Below are 18,761 nucleotides of genomic sequence, written 5' to 3' on the forward strand. Positions count from 1 at the left end.
GGGGTTTTCGGTTTGCGAGGCATCGTCACTCCTTGGCGACATGTTATGCCTCAAACACGAAATTAATGACAGCCCCGGCGGTGGACGCTCGCGATGCGATCGCCGACAGTCCCTGAAGTCAAAAAACCTGAGCCGCCCCCTCCAAAGCCGGTCGTCGCTCCTCCGCGCAATGGCGGAAAGGTCATCACGACATTCACCTTGGTGGGCACTAATACACCCAACCGATCGAAAATCCCGGGTTTCAAACTTGCCAATGCCTCGTCGAGTTCGACGCAGTGCAAATTTTCCGATAACGCGGCGATAGACCATATAAACAGCATCGGCGACCACAACTGGGGAAGTGTTTTCAAAACGGTCTCGGATGGAACTGACCATATTGCCCCTGGCGAGTTTGTCTACTTCCCCAGGACGCGTTCTGGTTATGGATACGTTGTCCCTGAACTGGTGTGCGTCTCGACGGGAAATCACGTTCCTGTCTTGCTCCGGTTGGAGGAGGTCCTGGGGTATGGGGCCGTGCCTCGAGGCCGTCGACAGCACGAGGGGCGTCCTGTCGTGGACGCGGTACTGGCGCCGATTCGACCTACCGAGACCATTTACGAGAGTGACGCGAGGGCTTTCAGGCGCAGTCTGAATAACTACAACCGGATCAAGTTTGTCCCCCAGGTGTACCAGCAAGGGTCTGGTGGGGGTTGGAAAGCGCGCAGGTGATGCGATGCACCTCGGCGTGACGGATCATTTCACCCCTTGTCACCGTCACACTCGAGACACAGTCGGCAGTTAATCTGCTCCCGATGTCTCCTTGCCTTGTCTTTAAGCCGCGCGGCGTTTGCCGGGCGGCTTTTTTTCTTCTCACGCTGTTGCGTATAGGAATTGGCGGAAAGATTTGCCGGTTTCTATCGCGCAGGGTCAAACCTTGAGATTCTTCGTCGCTTGCCCCCTGGCATTGCGGGGCCAATAAGTGGTTGCGACAGGAGACACGTGACATGGAGAGCTGGCTCAAGCCGTTGGTCGATACCCTCGGCGGGGTGCTGTCGGGATACCCGCTTGTGATCACCTTGTTGGGGGCGGGGCTTTACTTCACCGTCCGATTCGGTGGAATCCAGGTCCGGGCGCTCTGGCACAGCATCTGTTTGCTGCGTACCTCCGGGAGTACCTCCGGCATCTCACCCTTTCAAGCGTTTGCCACCGGGCTGGCGAGCCGTGTCGGCACCGGCAATATCGCGGGTGTCGCCGTCGCGCTCACGATCGGCGGGCCGGGTGCCATCTTCTGGATGTGGATGACCGCTCTGCTCGGCATGGCGTCCGCCTTCGTCGAATCCACGCTGGCGCAAATCTTCAAGGTGCCGCGCCACGACAACACCTTTCGCGGCGGCCCGGCGTATTACATACAGATCGGCCTTGGGTCGCGCAAATTCGGTGTCCTGTTTGCGCTGGCGCTACTGTTCACCTTCGGGTTCGCGCTCAACTCCGTGCAGTCGCACTCGATTGCCGAGGCGCTGGAAGCGTCGTTCGGCTGGGAGCGGATCTGGATCGGCGTTGCGCTGGTGCTGATGACGGCACCGATCATCTACGGCGGCGTGCGACGCGTCGCACGCCTCGCGCAATGGATCGTGCCGGTCATGGCGCTCGCCTATGTCGGGCTGGCCATCTATGTTTGTGTCGTCAACCTCGATCAGATCCCCGGCATGATCGCGATGATCCTGCGGCACGCGTTCGGGCTTGAGCCGGCCGCCGGCGGTATCGCCGGTTATGCCGTCAGCCAGGCCGTCATGATGGGCGTGAAGCGTGGCCTCTTCTCCAACGAAGCGGGCATGGGCAGCGCGCCCAATGCCGCCGCCGTGGCCACGACCAAACACCCGGTACAGCAAGGCCTGATGCAGATGCTCGGCGTGTTCTTCGACACCATCGTCGTGTGTTCGGCCACGGCGTTCATGATCCTGCTCTCGGGCGAGTTCATGCCGGGTGCCGCACCCGAAGGGGCCGTGCTCACCCAGCGCGCCCTGGCCGCTCACGTGGGAAATTGGGCGGTGATCTTCACCGGCATCACGGTGTTCTTCCTCGCTTACTCAAGCGTGCTCGGCAATTACGCCTATGCCGAGGTCAACATGGACTACCTGACGCAGCGTCTGTGGTTGCTCAACATTTTCCGCGCGCTGGTGCTGCTGGCCGTCATGCTGGGGTCGGTCGCCAGCCTGCCGTTGGTGTGGAGCTTCGCGGATGTCGGTACCGCGTTGATGGCGTTCATCAATCTGGTCGCCATCGGCTTGTTGATGAAGTACGCGTTGCTCGCGTGGCGCGACTATCAGGCCCAGCGCCGTGCGGGTGTCGCCGAGCCGGTTTTCACGCGCGACGCATTGCCGCCTGAGATGCGTGAGCGTTTGCCCAAGGATGTCTGGTGACGGGGGCGTGCCGTCGGTCATGGCGAAACGCCGTTGTGCGCTAACGCGGTGAAGCGGTATGGCGGGAAAGCCCTAACGCCCCAACGCTGTAACGCTGTAACGGCGTCATGCCACGGCGGCACACATCAAGCACGAGGGCCGGTGAGTCATCCTCACCGGCCCTCGTCGTTACCGCTATCGGCCCATCGTCAGAGGCTTACTTGCCGCCGATGGTCTCCAGCACGGTCCACTTGCCATCGACCACCTTGTACAGCGTGATCGAACCGTACTTCAGATCGCCCGATTTGTCGTACGCCAGCTCGCGCGTGGTCACGCCGGGCATGCTGGTCTTCGCGAGCGTCGGCAGGTACTTCGCCGGATCAGTCGAGTTGGCCTTCTTCATGGCCGACATCATGGCCATGGCACCATCGTAGGCGTACGGCGAGTACGTCTCCGGCGCGCTGCCGAACTTGGCCTTGTAGCGCGACTCGTACGCGGCGCCGCCGGGCATCTTGTCGAGCGGCAGGCCGGCGAGCGACACCACCGAGCCGTTGGCGGCGTCGCCAGCGATCTTCAGGAACGCGTCGGACTTGACCATTTCACCGGCCATCAGCGTGCCCTTCATGCCCAGTTCGCGCAGTTGCTTGGCGAGCGGGCCAGCTTGCGCGTCGGCACCGCCATAGAAGATCATGTCCGGATTGGCGCGCTTGAGGTTGGTCAGGATGGCGCGGAAGTCCACGGCCTTGTCGTTAGCGAACTCGCGGCGCACGATCTTGCCGCCGGCGGCCTTCACCGCCTTCTCGAACTCGTCGGCCAAGCCCTGACCGTAAGCCGTGCGATCGTCAACGATGGCGATGTTCTTGAACCCCAGCTTCTTGACGGCGAACGTACCGACGACCGACCCTTGCTGAATGTCTGAGGTCATCATGCGGAACGTCGTCTTGAAGCCCTGCTTCGTGTATTCAGGGGCCGTCGCCATGGCGATTTCCGGAATGCCTGCCTGCGCATAGATGCGCGAAGCGGGAATCGTCGTGCCGGAGTTGAAGTGGCCGAGCATGCCCTTGATGCCCGAGTCGACCAGCTTCTGCGCGACCAGCGAACCCTGACGCGGGTCGGCCTGATCGTCTTCCGACTGCAACACGAACTTCACCGGCTTGCCTTCGATAGTCGGCTTCGTGGCGTTGTACTCGTCAATGGCGAGCTGGATGCCGTTCTGCATGTCTTTGCCGTAGTGCGCCTGGGCGCCCGTGAGCGGTGCGGCAAAACCCAGCTTCACTTCCTGCGCCTGTTGCGCGTTGGCCGTACCGAACGCGAGCAGTCCCGCGACGGCGACCGCGCTGAGCGTAAGCTTCGATTGCATCAACCCTCTCCTTGCATGTGTATGTCGTTGAGTGGCATGCCTGCGGGATCGCCGCGGCACGCCTTTCTTGGATCGCCGTCTGCACAAGGCCGGTCGGCCCGGGACGGCTTCAATCGCAATCAAACGCAATATGCGTCCGACGCGGCAGTATTGGATGGCTGCGCGCGCCGGTCAAGAGGGAGAAGTTCCGATGGAAGGTGCTACCCGCTTATGGCGAGGGTTGCGCCGTCGGAGCGCCGGTGCTACCCGAATCGCCCTTTGCGCCTTGCTGGATCGCACGCAGCGTCGCTTCGGCGCTGGCGTAGCGGGCGAGCACGTCGGCGCTTGGGGCCTTGTCAAAGCGACTCACCACGATGAGCGCCAGGCCGCCCAGCACAAAGCCCGGCAGGATTTCGTACAGGTCGAACCAGCCGAACTGCTTCCAGATCAGGACCGTGGCCGCCCCCACGACAATGCCCGCGAGCGCCCCGTTACGGGTGACGCGCGGCCACAGCAGCGTGGCCAGCACCAGCGGACCGAAGGCCGCCCCGAAACCCGCCCAGGCGTAACTCACCATGCCGAGCACGCGGCTCTGCGGATCGAGGGCCAACACCACGGCGATCACTGCCACGCTCAACACCATCGCTCGGCCGATCCACACGAGGCGGCCCTGGCTGACCGGCCCGCGCGCAAACGTTTTGTAGAGGTCTTCCGTCAGTGCACTGGCGCACACGAGCAGCTGGCACGACAAGGTGCTCATCACGGCGGCGAGAATCGCCGCCAGCAGCACGCCCGTGAGCCACGGGGTGAAGAGCTGGGTCGTGAGCGCCATGAAGATGGTCTCCGGGTTTGCCGCCACACCGGCACCGAGATCGGGCCGCGCGCTATAGAACGCCAGTCCGAAGAAGCCGACGGCGACCGCACCGGTCAGGCACAGCACCATCCAGGTCATGCAGATGCGACGCGCCTGCGGAATCGCCGCCGCTGAGCGCGCGGCCATGAACCGCACGAGAATATGCGGCTGGCCGAAATAGCCCAGACCCCAGGCGAGCATCGAGATGACGCCGATCGGCGCGAGATCGCCGAACCAATCGGTATGGGCGGGGTGCACGGCGGTGACCGCGTCCACGGCCGCCGCAGGGCTGCCGTCGAGCGCAATCACGGCGATCGGGGTGACGACCAGTGCGGCGAACATCAGCGAGGCCTGCACCGTATCGGTCCAGCTCACCGCAAGGAATCCGCCGATGAAGACGTAGGCAATGGTCGCCACAGCGCCGATCCACAGCGCCGTGCGGTATTCCAGGCCGAACATCGTTTCGAACAGCCGGGCGCCGGCAACGACCCCCGACGCGCAATAAATCGTGAAGAAGATGAGGATCACGAGCGCCGTGACGATGCGCAGCACGTGGCTGCGGTCACCGAAGCGCTGCGTGAGGTACTCGGGCAGGGTCAGCGCGTTGCCGCACACCTCCGTATGCACACGCAAGCGCGCGGCCACGAGATGCCAGTTGGCCCACGCGCCGATCGCCAGGCCGATGGCGATCCAGACACCCGACAGGCCGCCCATGTAGATCGCCCCAGGCAGGCCGAGCAAGAGCCAGCCGCTCATGTCGGAGGCCCCAGCGGAGAGCGCGGTGACGAAGCTGCCGAGGCGACGTCCGCCGAGAATGTAGTCGGAAAGATCGTGGGTGGCGCGATAGCCGAGCCATCCGATCACCAGCATCAATAGCAAATACACGGTGAATGACACCGCAGTGGGATTCCAAAGGGACATGTAGCCTCCTCGAGCGTCGGTGTCACGTGCGTTGCGCGCCTCTGCCGGCATGACGAAAGAGGCGGCGACGCGGGACGACGAACGCTATGGCCAGCGATACGTGTCGCTGGCACGGGTTGACCGCGCAATGGCGGTGAGACGCGTGATATGTCGGGGGCGGGCGCGAAGATACCGCGAATGCGCGCGGCGTGCGTGAGTACGGGAGGTGCGGCGGGGCGTGATAAGCGTTGGGCTGATCGGGGAGATGGGCGGGGAGGCGCGAGAAAAGCGCAGGAAGGCGCTGGAATGAGGCGGGCGGTTGACCCGTTAACCCATCGCGGCCGCCATTGTCCCGGAAGGCAGGACGCTGGCAGCCGCTGAGGACAACGCGATTGGGACGACGGCGCGTCCGGGGAGGGGGGGGCGGAATCGGCAGTCGGAACCTGCGAATCCTGCGGATTCAGCCATCAGATTTCGGACGAATCCGACGGGATTCGTCGCGAAACCTGACGGTCCGCCGCGATCAGCCGATGGTCATGAGGTTGGCGTTGCCGCCTGCGGCAGCCGTGTTGACCGACACCGAGCGCTCGCACAGCAGACGCTCGAGTGCGTAGTCGTCACCGGCGGCCAGCGCCTCGGGCGCGAGGCCCTGCATCGACAGAATCGGACCGTTGCGGGTGGCGATGCGGCGGTTCAGGGCGCGCAGCTCGTCGCTGTCGCCTTCGAACAGCACCGCGGCGAGCGATGGCTCGGCGGCGGCGTCCGCCCCTGCCGCCAACACCGACGCGCGTCCCTTGAGGGCGGCCGGCAGGGCGCTCACCAGTTCGCGGGCGGCAACGCTCTCCGTGAAGACGGCGTTGTTGCCCGTCGCCAGCGCGGCAGCCAGTTGCGTGCGCGCGCCGAGCGGCGTGGCAGCCACGCACAGGACCGGGCCGCGTGGCTCCAGACCATAGGTGTTGCGCTCACCGGTCGGTCCCGGCAGCACGGCGGTGGCGTCGAGTGCCGACGTGGCCAGATAACGGTCGACGCGATGAATCGCGGCGGCGCTATCGGCCGAGTTGTCCTGCGCGCGCAGCCAGTCGCGGTAGCTCACCAACGGCGAGAGCGCGGCTTCGTTGCGGTTCAGCTCGGCGGGCAGCGAAGCCGGACGCGTCGCCAGCAGACGCGGCAGATACATCGGACCGCCGGCTTTCGGACCCGTCCCAGACAAGCCTTCGCCGCCGAACGGCTGCACGCCGACCACGGCGCCAATCACGTTCCGGTTCACGTAGACGTTGCCGACATGGGCGCGCTCGGTCACATAGGCAATGGTTTCGTCGATACGCGTATGCACGCCGAACGTCAGGCCGTAGCCAGTGCCGTTGATCTGATCGAGCAGCTTGTCGAGTTGCGCGCGCTTGAAGCGGATCACGTGCAGCACCGGGCCGAAGACTTCGCGTTGCAGCGCCGTGAGATCGGTCAGCTCGATGAGTGTCGGAGGCACGAACGTGCCGTGGCGGGCGGCGTCGGGCAGCGGCAGTTGTTCGACCGGGAAGCCCTTGTCGCGCATCTGCTCGATGTGGCGGTTGATGCCGTTTTGCGCTTCGGCGTCGATCACCGGACCGACGTCGATGGACAGGCGATCCGGATTGCCGATGGCCAGTTCCTGCATCGCGCCCTTGAGCATATGCAACGTCTTGTCGGCGATGTCGTCCTGCAGGCACAGCACACGCAGCGCCGAGCAGCGCTGACCGGCCGAATCGAAAGCCGATGCGAGTACGTCGTACACGACCTGTTCGGGCAGCGCCGACGAATCGACGATCATCGCGTTCTGACCGCCGGTCTCGGCGATCAGTGGGATCGGACGGCCATTGGCGTCGAGGCGCTCGGCCAGCGTGCGCGCGATGATGCGCGCCACTTCGGTCGAGCCGGTGAACATGACGGCCTTCGTGCGGGCGTCGGCCACGAGCGCGGCGCCGACTGTTTCCCCTGTGCCCGGCAGCAATTGCAGCGCGCCGGCCGGAACGCCGGCGGCGTGCATCAGGCGAACCGCTTCGGCGGCGATGAGTGGCGTCTGCTCGGCCGGCTTGGCGATGACCGGGTTACCGGCGGCCAGCGCGGCGGCGACCTGACCAACGAAGATCGCGAGCGGGAAGTTCCACGGGCTGATGCACAGCACCGGGCCCAACGGGCGGTGCGTGTCGTTGGAGAAGCCCTGACGGATCTGCGCGGCGTAGTAGCGCAGGAAGTCGACGGCCTCACGCACTTCGGCCACGGCGTTGGGCAGCGACTTCCCCGCTTCGCGCACGCACAGGCCCATGAGCGTGGGCATGTGGGCTTCAAGCAGATCGGCCGAGCGCATCAGGCTGTCGGCGCGTTCCTCGACCGGCGTGGCTTGCCAGATCGGGGCAGCGGCTACGGCGTTGACGAGCGCGGCATCCACATCGGCCGAGGTGGCCTCGATGACCTGACCCACGGTGTCGCGCAGATCGGCCGGATTGCGCACGGCACGTGGCGTGCCCGTGGTGCGCTCACCGTCGGCCAGCATTGGCGCGGCGCGCCACGGCGTGCCCGCGCTGGCGAGCAGGGCCGACGACAGCGACGCGAGACGGTGCTCGTTCGACAGGTCGAAGCCCGAGGAGTTGGCGCGCGCCACACCATACAGTTCACGCGGCAGCGGAATCTTGGCATGCGGTGCGCCGAGCGGTTGCACCTTCTCCGATTCCGAGATCGGATCGGCGATCAGTTCGTCGACGCTGACGGTCTCATCCGCAATCCGGTTCACGAACGAGGTGTTCGCGCCATTTTCGAGCAGACGGCGCACGAGGTAGGCGAGCAGGGTTTCGTGCGTACCGACCGGCGCATACACGCGGCAGGGCCGCGCGAGCTTGCCCGAGGCGATCGGGCCGACGACCTCTTCGTACAGCGGCTCGCCCATGCCGTGCAGGCACTGGAATTCGTACTGGCCGGGGTAGTAGTTGTTGCCCGCCAGGTGATAGATGGCAGAAAGCGTGTAGGCGTTGTGCGTGGCGAACTGCGGGTAGATGGCGTCCGGCACGGCGAGCAGCTTCTTCGCGCAGGCGAGGTACGACACGTCCGTGTAGATCTTGCGGGTATAGACCGGATAGCCTTCGAGCCCGTCGACCTGCGCACGCTTGATTTCCGTATCCCAGTAAGCGCCCTTGACCAGACGCACCATGATGCGGTGACGGCTGCGACGCGCCAGATCGATGATGAAGTCGATCACGAACGGGCAACGCTTCTGATAGGCCTGCACCACGAAACCGATGCCGTTCCAGCCGGCCAGCTCGGGATCGAAGCACAGCGCTTCGAGCAGGTCGAGCGAGATTTCGAGGCGATCGGCTTCCTCGGCATCGATATTCAGACCAATGTCATATGAGCGCGCCAACTTGGCGAGCGCCTGCACGCGCGGCAGCAGTTCCGCGACCGTACGCTCGTGCTGGCTGCGCGAGTAGCGCGGATGCAGGGCCGAGAGCTTGATCGAGATGCCAGGGCCTTCATAGATGCCGCGGCCGGCCGAAGCCTTGCCGATGGCCTGAATGGCTTGCTCGTAGCTCGCGTAGTAGCGCTGGGCATCCTCTTCGGTCGTCGCGGCTTCGCCGAGCATGTCGTACGAATAGCGGAAGCCCTGGGCTTCGTACTTGCGGCTGTTGGCGAGGGCTTCGGAGATGGTTTCCCCGGTGACGAACTGCTCGCCCATCAGGCGCATGGCCATGTCCACGCCCTTGCGGATGAGCGGCTCGCCGCCGCGGCCGATCAGGCGCGTGAGGGCCTTGGTGAGACCGGCTTCGCTGGTGGTGGTCACGAGCTTGCCGGTGATCATCAGGCCCCAGGTGGCGGCGTTGACGAACATCGACGGCGAATTGCCCATGTGGGCGTGCCAGTCGCCCTTGCTGATCTTGTCGCGGATGAGCGCGTCGCGCGTGGCCTTGTCGGGAATGCGCAGCAGGGCTTCGGCCAGGCACATCAGCGCCACGCCTTCCTGACTGGACAACGAGAATTCGTGGATCAGGCCTTCCACGCCGCCGCCGGTGCTCTTGCCGCGCAGCGCGACGACGAGCTTGCGGGCGAGGTCGGAGGCCGACGTTGCGGTCGCCGGGGCCAGCTTGGCCTGACCGACGAGCACGGGCACGCATTCCGGCTCGGGGCGGCGGTAGGCCGCCGTGATCGCCGCCCGCAGCACCGATTGCGGTTGCACGTTCTGGGCGAATTCGAGGAACGGATGTGGCACGGTGTCGTCGCCTGCGTGGCCGTCGATCACCTCGGTGCCCGATTGGGTCGCGCCGCTCAATTCGGGCGGCAGCACGCCGCTCTCAATGCGCTCCAGGTAAGCGAAGATGGCCTGTTTGATGAGCCAGTGCGGGGTGCGCTCGATTTGCTGGGCGGCGCTTTTGAGCCGGGTACGCAGTACGTCGTCGACCTTGACGCCGAGGGTGGTGTTAGCCATGGAAGGGTTACCTGATGACGCGAAAACGTGACACCCATAGCGGGTGAATTGCGGCATCGTAACCGGGTTTCGAAAGAGGTGCAACCGGAGGCAATATTAGGGTTGCACCTAGGTGCGAGGGAGAAACGCGAAACGCCGCGTGACGCCCCGGCCCGCGGGCCGGGGCAGGAGGCGTTATTTCTGGTCGGTGCCGTACGTTTTTCCCAAATACTCCGAAATCAGCTTGACCTGATCTTCCGGGATGGGGGCGCCATACACTTTCACCATCTTCGTGACTTCCGCGCTCCAGAAGGCCGCCGACATAGGCGGTTGGGTGTTGACGTAGTCGAGCGAGTGGCACATGACGCACCACGAGTTCGCCGATTGATAACCGGCCAGCGTCGAGGCCTTCAACTGCGACGTCTCCTGCGGCAGCTTGATCTCGAGTGCATGGACGGGGGCGGCGAAGGCGCCGAACAGACCCAACAGGCCGGACAGCAGGGCCGCGCGGCGCGCAATCTTCGAAAGGTTCATGATCGTTCCCCCGTCTCAAGCCGCGATCACACGCACGGTTTCCACCCCGTTGCGCAGATAGCCGGCCGGATTCCACAGCGATTGCAGCGGTTGCGACACCCCTGCACGATTCGTCGCCCGCACTTGGAGCGCGTACTCGCCGGGCTTGGGGGGCGTGAACGACGCCGTCCATTCGCGGAACGAATACTTGGACAGTTCGTGGCCGAGCTGGGCCGCCTGCCAGGTCTGGCCGCCGTCGGCCGAGAACTGCACGTCGCGAATACCTTCGCCGCCGTCGAACGCAATGCCGCGCACGCGCACCGCCTTGCCCGCCGCCACGTGCTCGCCGTCGGCAAGACTCGTGACGAACGAGCGCACGGTGAAGCGTTCGATCGGCTTTGTCTTCTCGGGCGCCTTGCCGGGCGTGACGCAATTGCAGTCGTTATCGGGAATGCGATACGCCGTGGCCATCCAGAAGCCGTCGAACACCTTGTCGATAACGTTGATGTCCGCCAGATGCTTCACCCAATACGTGCCGTAGTAGCCCGGCACGACCAGCCGCACCGGAAAGCCGTTGAGCATCGGCAGATCCTTGCCGTTCATGGCGAACGCGATCATCACTTCGCCATCCATCGCGTGATCGAGGTCGAGCGCCTTCACGAACTCGGGTGTCGTGGGGACGATCGGCCGGTCAAGCCCTTCGAACGTCACTTGCTTTGCGCTGGCCGACACGCCCGCCCGTTCGAGAATCCGCTTGAGCGGAATGCCGCGCCAGCGCGCGTTGCCCATCGCACCATTGGCAATCTGTCCGCCGGCGACGCGCGGCTCGAAAAAGCCACGGCTATTGCCCGAGCATTGGTGGACGGCCACGATCTCGACCGGGGCGCCGTAGTCCTTCTTGAGCGACGCGAGCGAGATATCGAGCGGTTTGGCAACGCTACCGCGCACGTGAATCCGATGCTTCGCCGGATCGATGTCGGTCGGAATGCCCGCGAGGTGGTAGCGCACGAAGAACGCATCGTTCGGTGTGATGAGCCCGTCGTTGAAGATCGCGAACGGCGTTTCCAGTTGCGGGGGGCGCGCCGTCAAGCGGATCAGCGGGCGCTTCTGCGGATATGCGACGAGTTCGCGTTCCCCATTGGCAAACGGCAGCGTCACCATCTGGGGTGCGGTGGTGGCGGCGAGGACGTCAAGCGCGCGCCCCGCGAGGCTGGCGCCAACGCCCAGTGCACCCGCGCGTCGTAAGAAGCGGCGCCGGGAAGCCTCGGCCAAAGGCGATTCGGTGGGCGGGAGGGGCGGTGTGGCGATGTGCGGCGCCGTAGGGGCGGCGCGCCGGTCGTGCGATTTCATCGGGATGTCTCCTGTAGGACTTCTTATCGTGCAGATGACGTGAACCGTTCGGCGTGCGGTGATCGACTACTGTCCGCATCGTCGGGGATTCGGGCGATGTTGTCAAATTTCCGGAACGCTATATACCGATTTATATTTCGAGAGGATCGACTTCGAGGTGCCAACGCACGGGCGCCTTGAGTGCGCGCAGCTCGCTCATCCAGTGCGTGAGGAAGCGTTGGAGCGCGCCGCGATGCGGGCTCTCGACCACGAGCTGGGCGCGTTCGGTGCCCGCGATCCGGACCATCGTCATCGGCACCGGATCCCACAGGGAGATGCGCGCGTCGTGCAGCGCGGGCGTGGCGGCGATCTCGCGGGCCTGTTTGAGAAACGTCATGGCGTCGTCCAGGCGCCGGGCTTCGGCGCGCAGGAGCGCTTGATGCGTGAACGGCGGCAGCAGGGCGACGCGCCGCTCCTCCAGTTGCTGCGCCGCGAAGCCCGCGTAGTCGTGACGCATGAGCGACGCGAACAACGGGTGCGACGCGTAGCGCGTCTGAATCAGCACGTCGCCGGGGCCGTCGGCGCGGGCGGCGCGCCCGGCGCGCCCGGCCACCTGCATCAGTTGTGCAAACAGACGCTCGGCCGCTCGGAAGTCGTGGGAGAAGAGGGCGCTGTCGGCGTTGACCACGCCCACGAGCGTGACGTTACGGAAGTCGTGGCCCTTGGCGACCATCTGCGTGCCGATCAGGATGTCGACTTCGCCCGCATGGACCTGCGCGAACAGCGCCTGCGCGCTGCCTTTGCGGCGTGTGCTGTCAGCATCGATGCGTGCGAGCCGGGCGTCCGGGAACTGTTCAGCCAGCGCCTCCTCGATGCGCTGCGTGCCGCGCCCCAGCGGCGCGAGATCGAGATTGCCGCAATCGGGGCAGGCATGCGGAATGCGCGACTCGGCGCCGCAGTGATGGCAGCGCAGCCGCCGCTCGGGCTTGTGCAACACCATGTGGGCGCTGCACCGGCGGCAGTCGCTGATCCAGCCGCAGGCATCGCAGTTGAGCACCGGGGCGTAACCGCGGCGGTTCAGGAACAGCAGGCTTTGCTCGCCCGCTTCGAGCCGGGCGCGAATGGCGGCGAGCAGCGATTGCGACAGGCCCTCGTGCACCGTGCGCTGAAGTTTGCGCTCGATGTCCATGTCGATGAGCGAGACGCGCGGCAACACGGCATCGGGCGTGGCGCGCTCGGGCATCGCGAGGCGCACGTAGCGGCCCTGCTCGGCGCGCCGCCAGCTATCGAGCGACGGCGTGGCCGAGCCGAGGACGACGGGGATGCGCAACCGGTTCGCCCGCCAGATGGCGAGGTCGCGCGCCGAGTAGCGCAACCCTTCCTGTTGCTTGTAGGACGGATCGTGCTCTTCGTCGACGACGATGAGGCGCAGGTGCGGCAGCGACGCCATCACCGCGAGTCGGGTGCCGAGCACGATGCGCGCCTCGCCGCGATGGGCGGCCAGCCAGTGCCGGGCTCGCTCGCCTTCGGCCAGTCCGCTGTGCAGTGTGACGAGCGTCTCGCCGGGGAATCGCGCACGGAAGACGCCTTCGAGTTGGGGCGTCAGATTGATTTCCGGCACGAGCACGAGGACCTGGGCGTCGCGCTCGCGAAGCGCCTCGGCCACGGCGCGCAAATAGACTTCTGTCTTGCCGCTGCCGGTCACGCCGTAGAGCAGGAAGGGGGGGCAGGCGGGGAGGTCCCCCGTGTCGCCCGCATTGCCGGCGTCGAGCTTGCCCAATGGCGCTGTGGCGTCGAGGCGTTGGGCGCCGGCGACTTCGAGCGCGTCGTGAATGGCCGCGACGGCGTCGGCTTGCCCGACAGTCAACGTTCTGGTGGCGCGCGGCGTGTCCTGCGTGCCGAGGTCGATATTGGCCAAAGCGTCGGCGAGTGCGCAATCGGTGGGAGCGTTGGCGTCAGCGGCGCTCGATTCGCCATCCTCATCGTCAGCTTCATCGGCATGGCGTACCGCTTCGTGGAACGGCACGGTGTCGACGACGACCCAGCCGGCGGCGGCCCACTGTTTGAGCACGTCGGCGGCCTTTGCGCACAGGGCGCGCGCCTCGTCCGCATCGAGCGTGCCGGCTTGCGCCAGACCCTCGGCCAAACGGCGCTGGGCGCGCAGCCGGGCGGGCACGTTCTCCAGGAGCGCGGCCAGGGCGCCGTCGGCCAGCCGGTAACGTTGCACGCCACGCTGGGCGAGTAGCCGCGGCCAGCGCATCGGCGTGCGCAGATGCGCCGGGACGCCCGGCAGGGCCACCTCACCGATACCGCGTTGGTAATAGCGCGAGGCGAACTGCATCAGCTCACGCCAATCCTCGCCGAGCGGCGGTAATTCATGCCAGACGGCGGTGACGTCACGCAGCTTGCCCGGTGCGATTTCGCTGCGGTGCGTCAATTCCCAGACGACGCCTACGACCTGTCGGCGTCCGAACGGTACCTGCACCAGTTGCCCAGGGCTCGCGGCCTGGTCGAGCCGATAATCGAACAGCGTGAGCAGGGGCGTATCGAGCGCCACGCGGGCGATAGCGGGCGCACCGAGGCGCGGCTGGGCGACCGGGGGCAGGGCATCCGCAGTCGATGCAAGAGACGGGTCGGGCAGGTCGTCGGCGCAGGTCAAACTTAAAGTGAATCCTGAGAAGTGTCGGTAAACCCCGGATTTAAGTCGGGTTTCCGGTGGACTTGAAGTGCTTGTGGATAACTATGTTGAGAACTGTGGGGATTATCTCTCGTCAGCCTCACCAGGCGGCCCTCACGCGGTGCCGTGCTTAGACTTTGCCTGAATCAAAAATGCTTTTTGATCAATGGCTTATGAGCGGCGTCGAAGCTTACCCCCCGTTACCTCTCACTTGCGGCGGCGCAGCGAGAATTTGTGCATAAGTCTTCGGGACAACTCCGTAAATTGGAGGGGTTACTCGACAGGTTTACGCTTGACATTCGGTGCTTGAAACGGCGGTTGGGTCTGCAAGGCAAATGGCCTCGCGAGCCGCACCGCCGCTGGTGCGTGTCGCCAATTACGCCGTTTGGCGCAGCTTTCGGCTGTAGCGGTGGACTTCGTCAACGAGTGCCGCAACGTGATCGGGTTGCGTGAACTGCGAAATACCATGCCCCAGGTTGAATACGTGGCCTGGTGCGTTGCCATAAGCGTCGAGCAGGCGGCGAACCTCGGCGCGAATGGCCTCGGGCGCTGCAAAGAGGGCGGTGGGATCGAAGTTGCCTTGCAGCGCACAACGATCGCCGACGCGACGGCGCGCGGCCGCGAGATCCACGGTCCAATCGAGTCCGATGGCGTCGGGTCCGGTGTCGGCGATGGCTTCGAGCCACTGACCGCCGCCCTTGGTGAAGACGATGTGGGGAATGCGTGCGCCATTCCACTCGCGATGCACGCCCGCGAGCGCCTTTTGCATGTAGGCGAGCGAGAACCGTTGGTAGAGACCGTCGGCCAACGCCCCGCCCCACGTGTCGAACACCATGACCGCCTGCGCGCCCGCTTCGATCTGGGCGTTCAGGTAGGCCGAAACGGCGCGCGCATTGGTCTCCAGAATATGCGTCATCAAGTCGGGACGCTCGTACATCATCGTCTTGACGGTGCGGAAGTCGTCCGACCCCGCCCCTTCGACCATGTAGCAAGCGAGCGTCCACGGGCTGCCGGAGAAGCCGATGAGCGGTACGCGTCCGTTCAGGGCGCGACGGATCTCGGCGACGGCGTCGAAGACGTAGCGCAGACTGTCGAGGTCCGGCGCCCGCAGGCGGCGCACATCGTCCTCGGTGCGCAGCGGGTGGGCGAAACGCGGCCCTTCACCCGCCTCGAACGACAGGCCGAGGCCCATGGCGTCGGGAATGGTGAGGATGTCCGAGAACAGGATGGCGGCATCGAGCGGGAAGCGCTCGAGCGGCTGCAGCGTGACCTCGGTGGCGTAGGCGGGGTTCTTGGCGAGCGCCAGGAAGCTACCGGCTTTGGCGCGTGTGGCGTTGTATTCGGGCAGGTACCGGCCCGCCTGGCGCATCAGCCAGATCGGCGTGTACTCGGTCGGCTGGCGCAGCAGTGCGCGCAGGAAAGTATCGTTTTGCAGAGCTTGGGACACGTCGCGGCGGTGGGTAGGAGGGTTGGGGCAAGCGGTCATTTTACTCGCGTATCCTCGGCCCGGACGCATGGCGGGCTGTTATGCCGCACATCAGCCATCGGCGACGCGTCGGCGTGGCGCGCGCGGAACAGTGGCGTCATTCCGATTGGCGTGGGCCGGGAGTGTCTTTAGTATTGAGCCCCACGCGCTGCGTCAGACAGTTCGGGAGCGCAGTGCGCCAACACGTCAAACCTCAGGAGACAAGCATGAAAGTCATGTTGACGGCCGCCAGCGCGGCCTTCGTGGCCGGGGCGGTGCTCGCCGGCGCTGCGGCCCACGCGCAATCGGCCGCTGTCGTGAGCCCTTCCGCGAACCCCGCCATCCACTCCCGGCTCGACGACATCGTCAAATCGGGCACGTTGCGCGCCTGCGCGACGGGTGACTACAAGCCTTACTCGTATCGCCGCCCGGATGGCCAGGTCGAGGGCATCGACGTGGATCTGGTCGCCTCGCTGGCGAAGTCGCTCGGCGTGAAGCCGGTGATCGTTCCGACGACCTGGAAGGGGCTGATGGACGACTTCACCGCCGGCAAATGCGATATCGCCGTCGGCGGTGTGTCGGTCACGCTGGATCGGGCGGCGCGCGCCTATTACAGCAACGTGGTCATGGTCGACGGCAAATCGCCGATCGTGCGCTGCGCCGACGTGGCGAAGTACCAGACGCTCGCCGATCTGAACAAACCGAGCACGCGCGTCATCGCCAACCCGGGCGGCACGAACGAACGTTTCGCCCGCCAGTACCTGCCGAACGCCACGCTCACGATCTATCCGGACAATGTCACGATCTTCAAGCAGATCGTCGACGGCAAAGCCGACGTGATGGTCACCGACGCCTCGGAAACGCTGTTGCAGCACAAGCTCAATCCGTCACTGTGCCCGGTCAACCCCGACAAGCCGTTGCAGTTCGGTGAGAAGGCGTACCTGCTGCCGCGCGGCGACGACATCTTCAAGCAATACGTCGACCAGTGGCTGAATCTTGCGCAGAAGACCGGGGAATATCAGAAGGTCGTCGACAAGTGGCTGAAGTGACGGCGTGAGTCCCGCGCGGGTCATCCCAGCCAGTCACGCAGACGCTGCGCCGCGTCGTGCATGACCAGCCTCGCCTGCGGCACGAACGGTTGTAACCTCGCGAAACTATGTGTCAGGCCGGGCGCCTCGATGATCTCCGCCCGGCCGCCTGAACTCGCCACGAATTGGGCGTACGACACCGCTTCGTCGTGCAACGGATCGTATTCCGCGGCAATCACCAAGGCGTGCGGCAAGGCGTGACGCGGCGCTTGCGCGGTGAGATTGACCCGCACGTCGTCTGCCGACGGTGCCACGTTGCCCAGAAATTCCTTCCAGTACCAGCGCATTTCGTCGCGTGTCAGGCCCACGCCGTTCGCCAGACGCTCGTAACTCGGCGTATCGAACCGGTACTGCACCACCGGATAGATCAGCAACTGCGCCCCCACAATCCCCGGGTGTCGATCGTTGAACCACGCCGCCGCCTGCGCCGCCAAGTGGCCGCCGGCGCTGTCGCCCGCCACGGCCAGACGGTCGACGCGCACGCCGAGCCGCGCGCGCTGCTCGGCCGCCCAGGCCAAGGCATCGCGCGCATCGTCGATCGGCGCCGGGAACGGATGCTCGGGCGCCAACCGGTAATCGACGCTCAAGACCGCCACGTCGCCGTCCTGCGCCAGGAAGGCGGCCAACGTCCCATGGGTGTCGACATCTCCCACGACCCAGCCGCCGCCGTGGAAGAACACCACCAGCGGCACTTCGCGTTCGACCGGGCGATAGAGCCTGGCGCGCAGGGTGCGGCCCGGCAGCGCAATGTCGAAGGTCTCGCTGCGCAATCCCGCCGGCAACGGGCGCAAGGCCTCGTTGGCGACGGCGGCGAACCGGGCGCGCACGTCTTGCGCGCTTGGCGCGCCGTTGTCTGCACTGGCGGGGTACTTGCGCGCCATTTGGTCGTAATAGGCGAGTAAATCGGCGTCGATGGTCATGTCAGCGGGTCATTGGCGGCGTTGGAGGTCGGCGGTTCAGCGTTTCGGAAGCGGCTGTCCCGGCGGGCGGGCGTCTGCGCTGGTGCGGGGGTGACCCGCTTGCATCTGCCAGCGCTGGTGTTCGATCTTGACGCATCGGTCCATCACGACGTCCAGCCCTGCCGCCAGCGCGACGGCTGCGGCGTCGTCGTTTTCGATGCCCAACTGCATCCATAGGCTGGTCGCGCCAATGGCGACGGCTTCATCCGCGATGGGCGGAATGTCGCCGCTGCGACGGAAACAGTCGACCATCTGGATCCGCAGGCCCTCGGCGCGCAAGGCGTCGGCCGCCTCGGCCAGGCTCGCATAAACGGGCTCGCCCAGAATCGTCGCGCCGGCCGCTTGCGGGTTGATGGGGACGATCCGGTATCCGTGCTGTTGCATGTAGCGCGATGTGGTGTAGCTCGGCCGGTCCGGCCGCGGCGACAGGCCCACCACCCCGATGACGCGGTCGCGCGCCAGTATCTGCCCCAAACGTTCCATGGTTTGCATGCGAATGCGGCCCGACGGGGCCGGTGCGGTCGTTGACGGAATTGCTGCTCTCGGTGCGCTGCCGATCCGCGGCGTTGACGTGTCTTCGGATGTCAGATGCCCACTTTGTTGCCACGCACAAGGAATGAACTTAGCACATTGACGGCGCGCACGTGAAACGCGGCGGCGGCGCCGATGCTGCGACCGATGTGATGGGCCGGCTCGCGCGGGCATCGTCCGTGTCGATGCTTCGCCGGGCGAGTTACTCAGGATCACGAACCAAATGGCGCATCCGTCAATACGCCGGAAACCCATGCCGGAGAAGGCGAAGCGGCAACATGAAAGGTCGCGCGAAGGTCTCAG

12 protein-coding genes are annotated in these 18,761 nt (G+C 65.4%); 2 read left to right on the forward strand and 10 right to left on the reverse strand.

What is annotated here, in order from left to right:
* Nucleotides 1–62: 62 nt before the first annotated feature.
* Entirely contained in the window at nucleotides 63–350 is a 288-nt protein-coding gene (locus PCE31106_RS22560) for a hypothetical protein (protein ID WP_150564750.1), read from the reverse strand.
* 633 nt (nucleotides 351–983) lie between these two features.
* On the opposite strand from PCE31106_RS22560, the gene PCE31106_RS22565 reads away from it, so the two are divergent.
* The gene (locus tag PCE31106_RS22565; RefSeq protein WP_150564751.1) at nucleotides 984–2,399 is read left to right on the forward strand and encodes an alanine/glycine:cation symporter family protein; all 1,416 of its coding nucleotides are present in this window, start codon (nucleotides 984–986) and stop codon (nucleotides 2,397–2,399) included.
* A gap of 196 nt (nucleotides 2,400–2,595) precedes the next feature.
* On the opposite strand, the gene PCE31106_RS22570 is transcribed toward PCE31106_RS22565, so the two are convergent.
* The 7 genes from PCE31106_RS22570 to hemE all read right to left on the reverse strand — a co-directional run bounded on the left by PCE31106_RS22570 (nucleotide 2,596) and on the right by hemE (nucleotide 15,862).
* Nucleotides 2,596–3,738: a branched-chain amino acid ABC transporter substrate-binding protein gene (locus tag PCE31106_RS22570; RefSeq protein WP_150564752.1), complete on the reverse strand. Its 1,143-nt coding sequence runs from the start codon at nucleotides 3,736–3,738 to the stop codon at nucleotides 2,596–2,598.
* Between the two features lie 208 nt (nucleotides 3,739–3,946).
* On the reverse strand, nucleotides 3,947–5,491 hold the full coding sequence (putP, locus tag PCE31106_RS22575; RefSeq protein WP_039830227.1) for a sodium/proline symporter PutP: 1,545 nt from the start codon (nucleotides 5,489–5,491) through the stop codon (nucleotides 3,947–3,949).
* 502 nt (nucleotides 5,492–5,993) lie between these two features.
* Nucleotides 5,994–9,974: a trifunctional transcriptional regulator/proline dehydrogenase/L-glutamate gamma-semialdehyde dehydrogenase gene (putA, locus tag PCE31106_RS22580; RefSeq protein WP_437343846.1), complete on the reverse strand. Its 3,981-nt coding sequence runs from the start codon at nucleotides 9,972–9,974 to the stop codon at nucleotides 5,994–5,996.
* A gap of 117 nt (nucleotides 9,975–10,091) precedes the next feature.
* A complete protein-coding gene (gene sorB / locus PCE31106_RS22585; RefSeq protein WP_150564754.1) occupies nucleotides 10,092–10,430 on the reverse strand; it encodes a SorB family sulfite dehydrogenase c-type cytochrome subunit in 339 nt (112 codons plus the stop codon).
* Nucleotides 10,431–10,445: 15 nt separating this feature from the next.
* The gene (gene sorA / locus PCE31106_RS22590; protein ID WP_017233605.1) at nucleotides 10,446–11,759 is read right to left on the reverse strand and encodes a SorA family sulfite dehydrogenase catalytic subunit; all 1,314 of its coding nucleotides are present in this window, start codon (nucleotides 11,757–11,759) and stop codon (nucleotides 10,446–10,448) included.
* Between the two features lie 130 nt (nucleotides 11,760–11,889).
* Nucleotides 11,890–14,397, reverse strand: coding sequence for a primosomal protein N' (locus PCE31106_RS22595; RefSeq protein WP_150564755.1), 2,508 nt, complete (start codon nucleotides 14,395–14,397; stop codon nucleotides 11,890–11,892).
* A gap of 394 nt (nucleotides 14,398–14,791) precedes the next feature.
* Nucleotides 14,792–15,862 (reverse strand): uroporphyrinogen decarboxylase, encoded by a 1,071-nt coding sequence (gene hemE, locus PCE31106_RS22600; RefSeq protein WP_302476069.1) that lies wholly within the window; start codon nucleotides 15,860–15,862, stop codon nucleotides 14,792–14,794.
* A 245-nt stretch (nucleotides 15,863–16,107) separates the two neighbouring features.
* On the opposite strand from hemE, the gene PCE31106_RS22605 reads away from it, so the two are divergent.
* Entirely contained in the window at nucleotides 16,108–16,929 is an 822-nt protein-coding gene (locus PCE31106_RS22605; protein WP_150564757.1) for a transporter substrate-binding domain-containing protein, read from the forward strand.
* A gap of 20 nt (nucleotides 16,930–16,949) precedes the next feature.
* On the opposite strand, the gene PCE31106_RS22610 is transcribed toward PCE31106_RS22605, so the two are convergent.
* Together PCE31106_RS22610 and PCE31106_RS22615 are read right to left on the reverse strand one after the other, a co-directional pair.
* Nucleotides 16,950–17,888 carry an alpha/beta hydrolase gene (locus PCE31106_RS22610; RefSeq protein ID WP_150564758.1) on the reverse strand — a complete coding sequence of 313 codons (939 nt, stop codon included), beginning with the start codon at nucleotides 17,886–17,888 and terminating at the stop codon, nucleotides 16,950–16,952.
* 36 nt (nucleotides 17,889–17,924) lie between these two features.
* Nucleotides 17,925–18,419 carry a CoA-binding protein gene (locus PCE31106_RS22615; RefSeq protein WP_254441278.1) on the reverse strand — a complete coding sequence of 165 codons (495 nt, stop codon included), beginning with the start codon at nucleotides 18,417–18,419 and terminating at the stop codon, nucleotides 17,925–17,927.
* Between the last annotated feature and the right edge of the window lie 342 nt (nucleotides 18,420–18,761).

Source organism: Pandoraea cepalis (assembly GCF_902459665.1).
Taxonomy (GTDB): Bacteria; Pseudomonadota; Gammaproteobacteria; order Burkholderiales; family Burkholderiaceae; genus Pandoraea; species Pandoraea cepalis.

What these genes read in the sequence shown, in the direction of transcription:
- PCE31106_RS22570 (WP_150564752.1), bottom strand. Translation starts at nt 3,738, where the DNA reads ATGCAATCGAAGCTTACGCTCAGCGCGGTCGCCGTCGCGGGACTGCTC.
- PCE31106_RS22615 (WP_254441278.1), bottom strand. Translation starts at nt 18,419, where the DNA reads ATGCAAACCATGGAACGTTTGGGGCAGATACTGGCGCGCGACCGCGTC.
- putA (WP_437343846.1), bottom strand. Translation starts at nt 9,974, where the DNA reads ATGCCGCAATTCACCCGCTATGGGTGTCACGTTTTCGCGTCATCAGGT.
- putP (WP_039830227.1), bottom strand. Translation starts at nt 5,491, where the DNA reads ATGTCCCTTTGGAATCCCACTGCGGTGTCATTCACCGTGTATTTGCTA.
- sorA (WP_017233605.1), bottom strand. Translation starts at nt 11,759, where the DNA reads ATGAAATCGCACGACCGGCGCGCCGCCCCTACGGCGCCGCACATCGCC.
- PCE31106_RS22565 (WP_150564751.1), top strand. Translation starts at nt 984, where the DNA reads ATGGAGAGCTGGCTCAAGCCGTTGGTCGATACCCTCGGCGGGGTGCTG.
- PCE31106_RS22605 (WP_150564757.1), top strand. Translation starts at nt 16,108, where the DNA reads ATGAAAGTCATGTTGACGGCCGCCAGCGCGGCCTTCGTGGCCGGGGCG.
- sorB (WP_150564754.1), bottom strand. Translation starts at nt 10,430, where the DNA reads ATGAACCTTTCGAAGATTGCGCGCCGCGCGGCCCTGCTGTCCGGCCTG.
- PCE31106_RS22610 (WP_150564758.1), bottom strand. Translation starts at nt 17,888, where the DNA reads ATGACCATCGACGCCGATTTACTCGCCTATTACGACCAAATGGCGCGC.